The following is a 15594-nucleotide window of genomic DNA, read 5'->3' on the forward strand; positions in this document are numbered from 1 at the left end:
TGTAAAATGAATTGTTCGATTCCTAACTATCTATCAATAAATAATTAGAATCGTCTTGTTTTGTATCTTAACGTTCCTCATTGACAGGAATTGATTTCTTGTTATCTTATAACTTTCATCTTCCGATTACTCGCTACGCTACATGATCATTTTCTTAAAGAACTTCTCTCGCCGCCGCATCGCGCTTTGGCCTTATTTTAAAAGGCATCGCTGCCCCTTTCTTATCTTTTCTGTCTCCCCTCATCTCGTTCGGGACTGCAAAGGTAGAAGATTTTTTCGTTTCCGCAAAAATTATTTTAAAATAATTTTTAACCTGTTTCCCGTTCAATAAGCTCACCGAAACACGTTCTGATCCACCTAAAAAAACACTTCCTTTTTCGCTTTTCAACCGTCCCTCCCTTGCGGAGTGGTGCAAAGGTAGAAAATTAGACCTATTCCCTCCAAGCTTTCCCCACTTATTTTTACAGACTATTCCACAAGGCGCTGGTAGACTGCACGATATTTTTACAGAAACACTGCTATTCCTCCGTTCTTGGGGCTTTCTTGGGTTATTCTTAGTCCGTTCTTGGGTCGTTCTTGTTCCGTTCTTGTGCAGGGACAGGTCAGAGCTAGGTCTATCCTTGGGTTGTTCTTAGTCTGTTCTTGGGTTGTTCTTGCTCCATCCTTAGGTCATCCTTGGGTCATCCTTGTTCCATCCTTGGGTCATCCTTGTTCCGTTCTTAGGTTGTTCTTGCTCCATCCTTAGGTTATCCTTGTTCCATCCTTGGGTCATCCTTGTTCCGTTCTTGGGTTGTTCTTGCTCCGAAGCTGGAGCAGCAAAAGCCCCTCCAACTTCCTACCTTAGACCGGATTTGCTTAGGGTTAATAGGGGGTTAGTAGGGGTATGACCCCTACTAACCCCCTATTAACCCCCTACTATACCCCTATAAAACCCCTGTTAACACCGAACTTAAATAGAACTAAATAGACAGTTGATAAAAACAAAGAGCCCCTGTATTTTTTATAATACAAGGACCCGGGCAAATGACTTACAAATAAATATGTTTTATTTACCTTTTATATTTGGCAAAAATCCTGTCACAATCCCGATCAGAGGCAAATATGCACAGACCTGGAAAACATAGCTGATACTTGTATGGTCGGCCAACCAGCCTAATAAAGCAGAACCTATACCGCCCATTCCAAACGCAAAGCCAAAAAACAATCCAGCGATAGTTCCTACTTTGCCTGGTACCAAATCTGTCGCATAGACTAATATTGCTGAAAATGCAGAAGAAATTATCACACCAATTATCATAGCCAATACAACCGTCAAAAACAATCCCACATGAGGAAGCAACAATGTAAAAGGCGCTGCTCCCAATATTGATATCCAAATAATTAATTTGCGTCCATAACGATCCCCCAATGGCCCACCTAATATTGTACCTATAGCCACTGCAGCCAAGAAAGCAAACAGATAAATTTGAGATTCCTGTACACTAACATGAAACTTCTCCATCAGATAAAAGGTGAAATAACTTGTCATAGATGCCATGTAAAAATATTTTGAAAAAATCAGCACTAAAAGGATTAGAATCGACGTCACTATTTTAGATCGACTCAACGCCACGGCTCCCACCGTTTCTTTAACCTGTTTTCCCCCCACCACTTTCACTGGCATATGTCGCTGATACCAGCGTCCAACTACAGAAAGAATACACATGCCTAAAATTGCAAAAAGACAAAACCAACGAATATAATCTTGTCCATGCGGTATTACAATCAATGCCGCTAGCAATGGTCCTATCGCACTACCTGCATTTCCCCCGACTTGGAATATCGATTGCGCTAATCCTTTCTTCCCTCCTGAAGCTAGCTGTGCAACTCTCGACGCCTCGGGATGGAAAACAGAAGATCCAATTCCTACCAAAGCTACAGAACACAATATAAGAGCGAAACTAGGCGCTAATGATAAAGAAAGTAATCCTAGCAGCGTAAAACCCATTCCTACAGCCAAAGATTGCGGACTAGGTTTTCTATCTGTGTAATGCCCCACAAAGGGTTGTAAAATTGAGGCAGAAAGTTGGAACACCAATGTAATTAAACCAACTTGAGCAAAACTTAACCGGAAATTATCTTTTAACAAAGGATATATTGACGGGATAACCGCTTGCATAAGATCGTTCAGCAAATGTCCAAAGCTTATTGCGAACAAAATGCTATATACTGTATTTTTTACTATGGGATTTGTCGAAGTCGACATTGTCGTTTTCATCTTTTAATCAATAATCTAAACTTTTTCAATAATTTCATTTAATACTGCCTTTGCCTGCTCCACACGTTGTTCTTTTATGGCAAAATACAATTGCTCATGTGAAGAATGTGTATCAAGAAACACTTGCGTGTCTTTATAAATCTGCAGGAATGCCGAACGCACATGTTTAGAAGATGCTCCATAAAGCTCCGTCAAAATGGTATTTCCACAAGCATTTGCAATCGCTTGATGAAATTCAATATCCGCATCGATACAGCCTACCAAATCGCCCAGTTTAGCCATCTCTTCCCTAGAACGCAGAGTTTTTAGTAGATCTTCCAAATCAACTTCTGTCCTGTTTTTGGCTGCTTTCTCGACAATAGTGCCTTCCAAAAGCCGTCTAACTTCTAACAAATCGGCCAGATCAGCCTGTTCAAAGACCTCACCTAAGCTCTCCTTTCCTTCTACATCGACAACGAATGTCCCCACACCTTGCTGTACTTTTAAGTAGCCCCAATTAGACAAAATACGTACAGCCTCTCGTACACTTGAACGTCCGACACCAAAATCTTTCATCAATTCCGGCTCTGTAGGGAGACGTTCATGAAGGGCATAGCTCCCTTTTTTGATCTTTTTTCTTATCCGATCAGCAAGCTCTTCTGCAAGCGATATTTTTTTAATCATAATTCATCTGATGATATGATGAATTACAAATGTATATCTTTTTTATGTATAGAAAAAACAATAATTAAAAAACAGATTTATAATACCTGATGTGACTCTTTGATGGCGTTCATAACAAAGATGCTTTTTGTTTGGCCAATACCTTCAATTTCAGATAATTCATTCACAAAAAAATCATGAAAACCCTCCATATCAGCTGCTATGATCTTCAACATAAAATCAAAATCTCCGCTAATATTATAAAATTCAATGACCTCTGGCAGACGACTGACTTCCTGGATAAATTTCCCAGCAGCTATTTTGTTATGGACGCGCAAGGCCACCATACATAAAACAGTTAGGCCTTTATTTATTCGTTTCTTGTCAAGTACAGCAACATATTCCCGAATAATCCCCGACTGTTCCAATCGTTTAATACGTTCATGCGTGGGCGTTGAACTTAAATGTATTTGGGCTGCAATATCTCTTACACTAAGTTTTGCGTCATTTTCCAATAACCTCAAAATTTCAAGGTCTTTTTCGTCGGGCGAATAACCGACGATTTCCTGTTGTTCTTTTTTATGCATAGGACAATCAATCAAACAGAACATTTAATATAAAATATACAAACATAAGACACATATGTTCTAAAATAAAATATTAAAACAAAACAACAGATCAGTAAGCATACATTTGCCGGAAAAATTAGGTGATGAGAGAAAAACAAAATATTGTTACTTGCGTCTGTAGGCACTTTTGTTGAAGCGTTGGATATAGCGATTATTAACTTGACGATCCCCGCTATACAACAAGATTTTGACATAGACTACGACACCGTACAATGGCTACAAACCTTATATGTTTTATTTTTCGGGGGGTTCCTCATCATTGGAGGAAAATTAGTGGATCAGATCGGACGAAAAAAGATTTTTATCTGGGGAAGTTTTATTTTCCTAGGCAGTTCCTTAGCCGCCGGTTTATCTGAGACCTTTACCACACTTGCCTTATTCCGTGCACTACAAGGTTTCGGTGCCGCATTCCTCATGCCGGCCTCACTCTCCATCGTAACGCACACTTTTCAAGAACCTCAAGAACGCAGTCGCGCGATCGGCGTATTCAGTTCTTTTGCAGCGATTGGTTCCGGAAGTGGGCTCTCCATAGGAGGTTTGATCAGTACTTATTGGAGTTGGCACTGGGTATTTTTGATTAATGTTCCTTTATTGGTCCTCACTATTATTGCTGCCTATCGCTATCTTCCCAGTGACTTCAAACAGGAGAAAAAAGATCAACAAGACTTCGTTTCGGGGTTTCTACTCGTCTTCGGTTTACTCGCTCTCACTTTTGCTATACACGAGCTTATTCATTGGTCAACAAAACCATACTTAATAAGCAGTTCTTTTTGTATAGCCTTTCTTTTATTAACACTCTTTGTCAAGCGCCTTTTTACGGTACAAACGCCTTTAATAGAACCGATTTTATTCCGTAATCGCTATTTGGTTATTTCTAATTTATCTTTCTTTTTACTGGGGGCATTATTCATAGGCTTTCTTTTCTTAATATCATTGATGCTGCAAAAAGACATGGGCTATAGCGGTGCATCGGCAGGCTTACTCTTGGTTCCATTTAATCTTTTATCCGCATGCGTAGCTAAGTTTATTATCCCTCCACTCACCAAGCGCGTGCCAACAACCAAACTAGGCGTTATCGGAATGTTATTTATGTTTATCGGGGTTTCGTCCTTGTTAGTTGCTGTTTATACCAATCATCCATTATTCGTTGTACTATTAGGGGCATCCTGTATTTCAGGCATAGGCATGACTATTTGTTTTACAAGCTTCTCTGTATTGGGCTTACAACAAGTACCCGCTACACATTACGGTATTGCATCGAGTTTGACCAGTACAACATACTTCTTAGGTGCAGGAATAGGCTTATCAATTGTCACATTACTTGGACAACTTGTTCCTACAGCGTTTGCTGTTGGCCCCATTAGCCTTATTATCCTGCTGCTCTATGCAGGCATAGGGATAACAATTCTTAACTATCTCGTCCGGACTGAAAAAAAACGGAAAGCTATACATATAGTTCCCACAAACACCTACACAAGCAATTCCGAAGCCCAGCTTCGGAAATAGAATTATTACGCATTGGTGACGCCAAAACCTTCGGTATATTCTATTTTTGCACCAAAAGGAACAACTATGGAGAACTTAAAAGGCAAAAGCGCATTTATTACAGGTGGTAGTCGCGGTTTAGGCAAAGCTACAGCGATTGCACTAGCGAAAGAAGGCGTAAATGTAGCGATCAGCGGGAGAAACGAACAGCAACTTCAAGAAACAACGGCAGAATTGCTTCGTTATGGGGTAATAGCCTTATATGTTGTGTGCAATGTTGGCCAGGAAACTGAAGTACAAGCAGCTGTAGAAAAAGTGAACAGTGAATTTCCTGAAATTGATATTTTGATTAATAACGCAGGGATTACTGCTTTCGGTAGTGTAGAAGAAATGGCGAGCACGAAATGGGAAGAAATCATCCAAGTTAACGTTTTAGGCGTTTATTATGTGGCCAAAGCGGTTATCCCTCTCATGAAAAAGAGAGGAAGTGGAGATATCATCAACATCGCTTCCACTGCTGGACTAAAAGGTAGCGCTAATTCTTCTGCTTATAGTGCCTCAAAATCTGCCGTTATTGGTTTTTCTGAATCCTTAATGTACGAAATGCGAAAAGAAAACATTCGGGTCACGACACTTACACCAAGTACAATCGCGACAGACATGACAATTTCTGATCTCAAAATCACAGATGGCAACCCTGAGAAAGTTCTACAACCAGAAGATTTTGCCGAACTGATCGTTGACATTCTAAAATTCAACAAACGAGCATTGATTGCTAATGCGTCTATTTTTTCGACAAATCCGTAAATATTTTAGAAAAAATATTTACTTGGCACGAATATTGACAATATATCAACTCATAATTTAGGTTAATAATTGGTTTGGAAGTCCTCAAGTCGCCCGGCTTGAGGCTTCTTTTTTTATTACCCAAAAGAATTCCAACTTTCAACCGTGTTATTTAAGCCTCTTTGTAGGAATAAACATTATAGGCGCATAGCTTCTTAGAAAGTAAAAATGCTAAAAATGTTCCCAATGCAATCGGCAGCATCAATGCATAGCCGTTTGGCGCGGCACTACACACTAAAAATATAGCTGTAAAAGGACCGTGTATAGCCGCGGACAATGTTGCTGCAGCACCAATCATCGCAAAATTGATAATTAGAAAATCTGTATGAAGATAGGTGTTGCAAAGGTAGGCAAACAATATTCCTAAAAAAGCTCCCGCCACAATACTCGGCGCAAATACTCCGCCATCTCCACCCGCACCGAGAGTAAGCGAGGCTGCCAACGGTTTCAACAGTACCAGTAGCGCCAAGGTTAGCGGAACTGTATGAGCCATATCCTGCGCAGTGAAGATCGTCAACATCCGAGCTAATCCGTGGTAGCTATCTCCGTAAAGACTGGGAAAGAAAAGAATAAGTGTACCTACAGTCAATGCGCCTAAATTAACCCGAATGAAATTACTCTTGATATTCGCAAACCAGTGTTTGCAATGGATAACTATTTGTGTAAAAAATGTCGCTAACAGGCCTCCGCAAGCTCCTAGAAGAAGCATAAAAGGCAAGGCCTTCCATTTCCAACTTTGCGCAGGCATAGCTATAATAAACTCCTGATCAACATGTTGTAAAAAAAGCAAAGCAACCAAACCTGCTACCGTACAACTCAATAAGACGGTCTTGTGAAGCTTCTTCGCAATAACCTCGACGGCAAAAAGCCAACCTCCGATTACACTGCCGAACAACACCGTCACACCTGCCACAACCGCAGCACAAACCAATTCCTTCTTAAATGCCATCGGCATGAACTTACGCTTGTATACTTGGTTACCGACCGTGGCAGTTGCCACAACCGTCGAAACTTCAATACCAGTGGATCCCCCAAAAGCAACAGTCAGAAACCCGTTGATATAATGTGATGGAATCTTGAAGAATGGCAAATGATCTTTTCGGGTTTCCAAGGTTGTATAGATTTCTTTTATCCCTTTATTTTTACGCCCTTGAAATACATACTTCCGAAAAAAGTAAATTGCAGTTATCCCGATGGATGGGAAAATAATGTAAAGTAAAACATGGTGATCTTCGATTTTTTTAAACAGAAGATGTTGAATGTGCTCCGTTATAAACTTTAGAGAAAAAGCCAGGAGACAACACAGCAGCGCAACCGTTGCCGAAGCTATCATCAACTTGACATAGCTATAGATAAGAACTCTTCGTCGCATGATTATTCAATTTGCACATGCAAAGGTAGGAACAAAACTTCCTAATGACGAATGCTTACCTCAAAAACACAGCGTTTTACAATTGCGATTATTGTCTCCTGGTATATTGTACCCTTTTTTAATTCATATGTAAATTATCTGCTTTTTAAAGGCCATATGGAATGTCCGGGTTATTTTCATTTGTGTTTGTGTTTATTGATCGTGTTTAATTCTAATGGGATCAATGAGCTTATTACATTCGGTTTGCAATCATGGACATTTCAAATTACCCTCTTTTTTACTCATTCGGCATCTGCAACATTCTAAATTCTGACAACTGAAAATTAGCCGATCCATTCGTTGAAGTAATACGTATGCGGTAGTATTTATAAAGCTTCGTATTTTCAAAAGAAAATGTTCGGGTCAACTTACGAGAAGAAAATGCCTGATCAATTCGGCTGTCCAGAACTGTCCAGGTCTGCCCATCATCAGAGCCAACTATTTCCCAATTTTTTGGATCCCGCTCTGGGGAATCATTTCCAGAAGTCATTGTATAAGCGTTGATAATTTGAGGCTCGAAATATTCGAATTGCCAATACAAACTTGTTCCTACACTGGACAGGTAGACTTTTGTCTCGATATTATTATCAATCAACTTCGAAGAGCCTTCTCCTGCATCTTTACCTCCACTATTCTCTTTTGATATTGTGAAATTGTTATCTAGATTCGTTAAATCTCTTACAATTCCCAAATCTGTCAACAACATCGATAATGATGTCACCGATCCTTTGGGTGTTACTAATGTTAGACCCGCATTTACAAACTCTCCTTGTGCGATTGTCAAAGAAGCTGTGCTTTGAGACGATATTTGTGTGGAAGAATTTTCCGACGCTTTAACCCACCACGAAGTCTGGGCAATATTCATCACCGTATTGTAACTCAATTTCAGTTGACCTCCGCTAGGAACTGCTTCGAGTTCCACGAGAGCCGAAGGTGATATCACAATGGTTTCCTCTCTTTGCGCCCAGTAATTTTCCTCATTTAAAGAAATGAGTTTAACATTGAAACTCCCCGTATACAGAAAAGTATGCGTAGGCGCAACATCAGAAGAGGTGCTATCATCAGCAAAACTCCATCGACTGATAGCGTAGTTGGTCGATTTATTGTCGAACTTTATTGTAAATGGATCAGATGGATCCGGAACTTCATACGAGAATAATGCTGTCGGCTTGGGCAGTAGACCTTCATTGTCTACAGGAGCAAGCTCTTCATTAGAACAAGCGGAGAGCCCTAACAGCAGAGCTAATGAGATATATTGATATATTTTAGACATAACCGTAAATTATTATTTATCTGATTAAGGCGTTCTTATCATACGCCACTCGGTGATTTGAAAATTACTCGATCCTACATTGGATGTTATATTTAAGCGATATTGCTTAAAAGCGATTGGATACAATACATCAAATCTTCTTGTCAACAGTCTTGTTTCAAAGACTTCGTTAACACGGCTATCGATTGTCGTCCAATTTTCACCATCATCTGAACCTTGCAAATTCCACGCATTTGGATCCCTCGTTTGGGCGTCATTACCAGAAGTCAAGGTATAAGCTCCTATTTTCTGCGCTTCTTCGAAGACCAGCTTGCACACCAAATCTCCGGTGAAATTCTGTTGTAAAAACTTATTCGTAAAATTGTTATCCACCATTTTCTTCGAGCCTTCTCCTGCATCGGCACCACTATTATTATCCCGATTAACGGAGAAAACCCCAAGGTTAGTCACATCAATTTCAATAACGTTTTCACAATCAATCAACACAACAACATCACTTTTCGTTTCGTCCAGAACGTGCAAAGTCGGATTACTTAATCGCACCAAAACAGCCAGTTGCTTGTCTACATTTGCACTAATCACAGACCAAGGTACCGCGATCTCGAATTTTGCTTCGCTGGTGTTACTCGGGAACTGCACCCGGGAAGGTATCGTTACACTTGGTGCGTTCAATGCTATCGTATTTGGAGGCAATAGTCCACCGGTTACCATTTGAGCGATTGTATCTACATTGCTGACGATGTTAGCAGAGAATGCTTGACTCGGAAAACTTGCTAAGTTGACGATAATAGGAATTGCCATCCCCCCAGAAGTACTTTCATAATTTTGTCTATTTTTAACCTGAAGCACTTCGCCTCCTCCTGTTCGTATCGAAAGATAATGTATATCAGCTGTAGTCAATAGTTCTTTTGTATCCAAAATAATGATCCCAGTACGGTTACTGCTATTAATTATATTACCTTTTGTGGGATCATTTAACGAATATGCCAAGGCCAACTGCTTTCCAAAATATTTCTCCACCTCTGTTCGAGATATCGTTATTTCGAAAGAAGCCGAGTCGGCACCGTAGCTAACTTTTACGACATTTGGAACAGTTATAGCAGCAGGGGCAACCGCAACAACAGCAGTCAATTCTCCGCTTTGTATCAACGTTTGTACCGTATCCTGATTAACGGACAGGCCAACATCAAAAGCTTTACTGGCATTACCGTTAAGTTTGACTGATACAGGCACAATGATTGACTCGTTTGTTTTTTGCACTTCTCCTGCAATCCCTGCTGCAGAAACGGTAGCAAGCTTATTGTCCTGAAGGCTAAAATCCTCTAAGGATTTTGTTTCGCACCCGTCTAGCATAATGACTAGCAAAAGGGCGAACATACCAAATAATTTCATCTTCATACTTCTCTTATTTATCCAACCATACCCGACCATCTAACTGCCAGCTTAACTGTCTAGGAACTTTCAGCCAACTTATAATTTGTGTAGGTACATCATAGGTTCTTGGAACTAAAGCCCCCAATTCCACCGTAGAAGGGGTACATATATAATCTGTTAATAGTGCGGAAGAATAAGCTCCGCCGAGCTTGAGATTAGCACCGAATGGGCCGTAGTCCATCAGCATACCATCGTCTGTCGCTCCCATCACTGGCCAGTACCCTGCAAGATAGTTGTAGTAGGGATGTGCCGCATCGACACCAATTTCGCAGGCATAATCGTTCACGATATCTTCTGGCATTGCTACTTTCCAAATTTTCACGTCCGCTAAATAAGCATCTGACCGCCAGGTTTCTTTTGTTGGCAAGAATCCCAATTTAAAATGCGCATCAGAATTAATCGCTCCCCAGCCAGTTATCTCAGCCTCCTTACTTAACGTACCATTTGTATACAAACGGACCATTCGTTTTCCATCTGTATTAGCTCCAACGAGGGTGATCGTGTTCCACGTGCCTTTGTTCAATTCTTTATCGGCTTTGACCTCTCCATATCCTGTTGTTCCTCGCGCGTTAAAGATCCACGACGCGTCGGCAAGGTGAATAACCCAACCCCTGACGATTTCCTGATCCCAGCCCGATTGCCAACTTGCACGTTTACCAATAACTGAAGGGTAGCTAAAATTATAATTATTACTAGGGCCTTTATTTTTTTTAATCTTAAGCTCTACCGTAAAATCCTCCATTCCGAGATCAAAGAGCGAATTTTCCTCGGTTAGCAATTCGGCATATTTTGTATCGTTAAATTGCATAAAGTCTCCAGTAAACTTATTACCTATATAAGGTTTACCGATAAACTTCGTTTGATACTTGGGTGAATACATAATGGTAAACGTATTGACAGCAGCATTACTAAAGACGGTATTATCGTTTTCATTCGCTGGAATCTCAAAATCCCCCCCTTGACTTGACGTGATAATAATTAGCCATTCCTCTTTTTGATAATTTGCCCGACTTTCGACAGCAGCAACCATTTCCCCTACACGTTGATCGAATTGACGAATAGCTTCAACATATTGATCAAAAGTCCGATCAAAACCACTTTCCTTACCGGCCTTCTGCACCTCTTCAAAATGAGCGGTTAACATGGTAGGATTTTCTTGCCCTAGAAGACGAACAACCTCATCTGTAACCGACTGATCATTTGCAGCTAATGTGGTTTTACTATCCTCCCCATAATTAGACAGAAAAGCTTCATTTGGGCTGACCAGGTTAATTTGCATTGTTTCATCATAAGCCATAATACGCTTAAAGACAGAAGGGTAAGTATCCAGATTATTACTACTAAAATCATTATCTATAACCCCATGTTTTTTGTAATTGACCCCTGTAAATATGCCGGTCCAATTTGCTGCAATACCCTGTGCATCCTCCTCGCTCAATCCAACCCAGGTATAGATAGAACGGGGTAATAACTTACTAATGTTTGTTGGGTTAAGCTGCTGTACTGTTTGTCCCCTAGCCCCATCAACAACGATTAGCAACACATGTGGGTTTCCGTAAACAACATTGATACTGTCGCCATCAGCTGTCGTTGGAATCAGCTTAGAAAAATCCTCTTTACAACCTGTGCACCAGACAGATACTATACATACAAGACCTATCAGCGATTGTATGTTGAATATGTTTTTCAAATTCATATCTATTCCACTTTATTCAATAATAACCCTAATAATATTTCCAACATCTTCATTGTCAAACTTTGAAAAAGAGCCCATTAACAAAAGCGCCCTTTTACCATCTTCGGATGTTGTCTCGATGATTTTGTTGATACTCCCGCGAAATTGCCCTGTGGCATTCAGATCTTCTGCCAGTGTCCCATCGGCATTGAGCACCATAAATCCATTTCTAGAAACATCACCATAGGTCATGAAACCACCGGTGGTCACAATAAGGCCATCGTTCAACTGTATGGCATAAGCCGGATATCCTCCAGTAAACACCTGTGCTTCAAACGAATTATCGAGCGTACCATCAGCATTTAACAAAGCCATACGCAAGGCTGTATTTCCATTATATGTCCTAAACTGGCCGACGATAACATATTTATTTGTTTGCGGGTTAAATGTGACACTGCTGATATAATGGTTTGCTCCGATGCCGCCAGGATTAAATGTAGGGTCTATGGTTCCGTCACTATTCAAACGCGTAATATATCCTAGGGTCTGTCCATCAAAACGAGAGAACTGGCCGTAGACCAATATTTTTCCTTGCAACGCACCACTTTCATGTAATAATGTTCTCAAATTTCCATTCCCCCCCTCAAGAGCTTTACCTCCTGTAAACCGAAACGACTTATCCAGAGAGCCATCTAAATTTAGTCGAGCGACTTGACGGATTTCTGTACTATCCAAAATAACAGTATCTCGAGTTTCCCTTTCATTGGGTTCCGTATAGGTTCTGTTTACATAATAGCGAAAATTTCCTGTGGCAATGATTTTGGTGCCCTGCACATACAACTGATCTACAGACGAATTAAACCCACCATTAAATGTCGGCACATACTTGGTGGTATCATTTTGATCGGGACGTCTGAAAGGCTTTATTCCCGTACTATCCAATGTACCATTGAGGTAGATACTCGTTAAATTGGAAATGTTTTCACGTTTTTGATCATATCCAGAGAAGGAACCCGCCAGATAGTAACGTTGACCAATTTGGACCACGCTATTTAAGGATCCATTAGCGCCTTCCCCTGTCCTCCAACTCACGTCATAAGTCCCATTTTGATAAGTGCGAACCAAACGGTTAATAGGGCGTACCAATCCTCTTTTATTGTAATCTGTAAAGTTTCCTACATAAATAACCTTTCCATCATCGGTTATCAGTCGATTATTTACAGATCCGTTTGTACCATTAATAGCTTCCCAAGTTGGATCAATGGATATTTGTCCGTCCACGTCAAATTCAGGACCAAACACGACGATATCATCCACGACAATAGAAGTTATACCTGTACTGGCAAAAGGAGGCACTTCGACTTGCACTTCTGTATCGGATACACTTTGGATTTCGGCTTTTTGTCCATTAAATCTAAAAACCGCTTTATCTTGATACTGTTGTAATCCACCTACTTTTAGGGTGACAACCGTTCCTGGCTTTCCATTAGCCGGGGATGGGACCTGTGTCCGTTCAAATACCAAACCCAAGGCTGGCTTTCCCTCTGCATAAGGTTCTGAGAAAAAAGAAGTTTCTTTAGCACAGCCTAAACAGCATAGGATCCACGTGAAAGCCCATATTTTATATTTATTTATTCCCTTTTTCATAAAATCTACCTTTTACTTTCAATGATATCTGCACCTACTTCTCCTTGATTAAATCCAAATTGCCCAACAGTATAATCCAATACGTGGACCACACCATTATGTGGTTGGATATCGGAAGAAGAAATTGGAACACTTATAAAATCATCTGGACTAGAAAGATCATAGATGTAAGCTATACTGAGCTGACGATAGCCCATGTATTTAAGTACTGACGTCCCGTCGGAACTGACGGCATCGTGGAAAATAACACCTATATTACACACCTCTCCACTTAACGAAAAATAATTCTGTCCCCCATATAGATTCATGACGCTATAATCTACCTGTGGGTAGTCTGCTAACACATTTTTCCCGGTAAACATGTGCCGTAATAGATATTTTTGCCAGATTTCCGGATCAACGTCACTCAACTGCTTCAACGTATCCAAACCAAGGAAATAGAGGTCTGCATTTAGCCCTCCATTGGTGTATGAACCTATCAAAGATTTGATATCTTCATCACGAGGGGCAAAAAATGTAAACTCTTCGTTTTGGAAATAAGATTCCAAACCCGATAACCGGATGATCTGCGCAATCGTATCAAACTCTCTTGGCTTTGAATCAAGATATTCCAAAATTGATCCATCGAATTCTGCCTGTGCAAGACCTCCGTCTACGTAATAATCATCTTTAGCACAGCTGCTCAGCGCAAAAATGAGGATAAGCAAAAAACCTAATTTCATTTTCTTCAATGTTTTCATATTATCTTCCCGTTGTTGTCCAATACTCATTCAAAACAATCTTAGGATTGTAGTTTCTTGCGCTGCTCGCAATTGGCCATGTCCATGCGCCGCGGTTGTATTGATCCAACGTCATGGGAGCCATTGTCCATTCTGAATTCATAATCCGTCGTGTACGTATAAGGTCAAAATAACGGTGTGCTTCGCCTATTAACTCACGGCAGCGTTCTAAGTAGATAAAGTTTTTCAAGTCAGCACCACCTCCACCGTCGTAAAATGTTGCTTCGGCGCGTTTACGGACCATGTTCACAGCTGTTATCGCTTCTGTAACCCGATCCAACTCGGCTAAAGCTTCCGCGTAAAGCAGGATTGCGTCTGCATAGCGAAAGATAATAAACGAGTTATCCGGATTTTTATCTTCATTACCTGCCGCATAAATATTAGTTGCAAATTTCCGCAGCACAAATTGTCCATTATCTGCATTAATATCTTCAAACCAAAATGTCCGTCTTTTATCCCCCACATCTTCAGGGTAAATCTTATTTAAATAAGTTGAGATGAAGTAGCAATGGCTGACATTGTTATCATACCGAGGAAATTTGTACGGCCAACGCAGGAAAGAATCCCAGAAAGGAGCTAAGCCACTAACATTGTCCCCATAGTTTATACTCTTATAAAACTCAAAGAGCGACTCTTCCGAACGGCCCTTCGTTACCTGCGACCATTCTTCATCAGTCATGTCATACAGACGATGTACACCACTATTTATCAATTCCTTACCTAAAGAAGCTACTTTTTCGTAATACGTTTGTTTATTCGATGGATCAAAGGAAGCGCTCCACATATTCATGTGCATCAATAAAGCGATGATAGCGCCCCTTGCAGGCCTAGCACCTCTTTCCGCAGGATCCGTAAAAGACCAAGGCATTAAATCTTTTTGCGCCTCAAGATCTGCGATACATTTGCTAAGCACAGAAACCATAGATTCCCGTGGAAGCGTCTCCGCAAAATAAGGCTCCGTATAATACACCACATCGCCATATAAACGTATCATCCAGAAATAGGTAAAGCAGCGAATAAAGGTGGCCTCAGCGACATATCGATTTTTATCCGTTCCGCTCACTCCAGGAATACCTTCTTCCAGTTTGGACAGGAGTATATTAACACTTTGAATGACTTGATAATATTTCGTCCAATCGGTAATAACCGATAGGTTATACATCGAATATTGCGATACATTTATTGCAGATAGCAGATCATTATCCCCCAAGACCTCCACGACCTTTCTTGCGTTGAAATTATTTGCATTGGGCGAAGCAAATATTTCCCCTGAGCGAGCTTCCCCAGTTGCCCCCATCACCCACGTTTCGTTGATTTTATCGAAAAACGTAGCATAGATATTCGTCAGATTCGATTCAACATCGGCTTTAGAAAGGTAAAAGTTATTACCTGTCAACCGATCTATAGGTTCTACGCGCAAATAATCTTTACATTGATTACAGAGCCCAATGATTATTGTAGAGCAGCATAACAAGATTATGCGGAATAGCTTTGGATTAATTTTGTTTTCCATAAT

13 protein-coding genes are annotated in these 15594 nt (G+C 40.5%); 2 read left to right on the top strand and 11 right to left on the bottom strand.

Features of this window, described 5'->3' with window-relative positions; genetic code table 11:
• Positions 1-154: 154 nt before the first annotated feature.
• From ACSZOX_RS06195 to ACSZOX_RS06210, 4 genes are all read right to left on the bottom strand, one after another.
• The gene (locus ACSZOX_RS06195) at positions 155-388 is read right to left on the bottom strand and encodes a hypothetical protein (RefSeq protein WP_437918961.1); all 234 of its coding nucleotides are present in this window, start codon (positions 386-388) and stop codon (positions 155-157) included.
• A 657-nt stretch (positions 389-1045) separates the two neighbouring features.
• Positions 1046-2257 (bottom strand): MFS transporter, encoded by a 1212-nt coding sequence (locus ACSZOX_RS06200; protein ID WP_437918962.1) that lies wholly within the window; start codon positions 2255-2257, stop codon positions 1046-1048.
• 15 nt (positions 2258-2272) lie between these two features.
• A complete protein-coding gene (locus ACSZOX_RS06205) occupies positions 2273-2920 on the bottom strand; it encodes a FadR/GntR family transcriptional regulator (RefSeq protein ID WP_437918963.1) in 648 nt (215 codons plus the stop codon).
• 77 nt (positions 2921-2997) lie between these two features.
• The gene (locus ACSZOX_RS06210) at positions 2998-3486 is read right to left on the bottom strand and encodes an Lrp/AsnC family transcriptional regulator (protein WP_437918964.1); all 489 of its coding nucleotides are present in this window, start codon (positions 3484-3486) and stop codon (positions 2998-3000) included.
• A 144-nt stretch (positions 3487-3630) separates the two neighbouring features.
• On the opposite strand from ACSZOX_RS06210, the gene ACSZOX_RS06215 reads away from it, so the two are divergent.
• Positions 3631-5034 (top strand): MFS transporter, encoded by a 1404-nt coding sequence (locus ACSZOX_RS06215; protein ID WP_437918966.1) that lies wholly within the window; start codon positions 3631-3633, stop codon positions 5032-5034.
• Positions 5035-5100: 66 nt separating this feature from the next.
• On the top strand, positions 5101-5820 hold the full coding sequence (locus tag ACSZOX_RS06220) for a 3-ketoacyl-ACP reductase (RefSeq protein WP_437918967.1): 720 nt from the start codon (positions 5101-5103) through the stop codon (positions 5818-5820).
• A 151-nt stretch (positions 5821-5971) separates the two neighbouring features.
• On the opposite strand, the gene ACSZOX_RS06225 is transcribed toward ACSZOX_RS06220, so the two are convergent.
• The 7 genes from ACSZOX_RS06225 to ACSZOX_RS06255 all read right to left on the bottom strand — a co-directional run bounded on the left by ACSZOX_RS06225 (position 5972) and on the right by ACSZOX_RS06255 (position 15591).
• Entirely contained in the window at positions 5972-7231 is a 1260-nt protein-coding gene (locus ACSZOX_RS06225) for a chloride channel protein (protein ID WP_437918969.1), read from the bottom strand.
• Positions 7232-7508: 277 nt separating this feature from the next.
• The gene (locus ACSZOX_RS06230) at positions 7509-8543 is read right to left on the bottom strand and encodes a discoidin domain-containing protein (protein ID WP_437918970.1); all 1035 of its coding nucleotides are present in this window, start codon (positions 8541-8543) and stop codon (positions 7509-7511) included.
• Positions 8544-8567: 24 nt separating this feature from the next.
• Positions 8568-9941: a hypothetical protein gene (locus tag ACSZOX_RS06235; protein ID WP_437918971.1), complete on the bottom strand. Its 1374-nt coding sequence runs from the start codon at positions 9939-9941 to the stop codon at positions 8568-8570.
• A gap of 7 nt (positions 9942-9948) precedes the next feature.
• Positions 9949-11673, bottom strand: a complete 1725-nt coding sequence (locus ACSZOX_RS06240; RefSeq protein WP_437918973.1) for a DUF4983 domain-containing protein — start codon at positions 11671-11673, stop codon at positions 9949-9951.
• Positions 11674-11685: 12 nt separating this feature from the next.
• On the bottom strand, positions 11686-13299 hold the full coding sequence (locus ACSZOX_RS06245; RefSeq protein WP_437918975.1) for a DUF5008 domain-containing protein: 1614 nt from the start codon (positions 13297-13299) through the stop codon (positions 11686-11688).
• 5 nt (positions 13300-13304) lie between these two features.
• Positions 13305-14069, bottom strand: a complete 765-nt coding sequence (locus ACSZOX_RS06250; RefSeq protein ID WP_437919510.1) for a hypothetical protein — start codon at positions 14067-14069, stop codon at positions 13305-13307.
• The gene (locus ACSZOX_RS06255) at positions 14041-15591 is read right to left on the bottom strand and encodes a RagB/SusD family nutrient uptake outer membrane protein (protein ID WP_437918976.1); all 1551 of its coding nucleotides are present in this window, start codon (positions 15589-15591) and stop codon (positions 14041-14043) included. Before ACSZOX_RS06255 ends, ACSZOX_RS06250 begins: the two co-directional genes overlap by 29 nt.
• Positions 15592-15594: the final 3 nt, after the last annotated feature.

This window comes from Sphingobacterium sp. LRF_L2 (genome assembly GCF_965644235.1).
Taxonomy (GTDB): domain Bacteria; phylum Bacteroidota; class Bacteroidia; order Sphingobacteriales; family Sphingobacteriaceae; genus Sphingobacterium.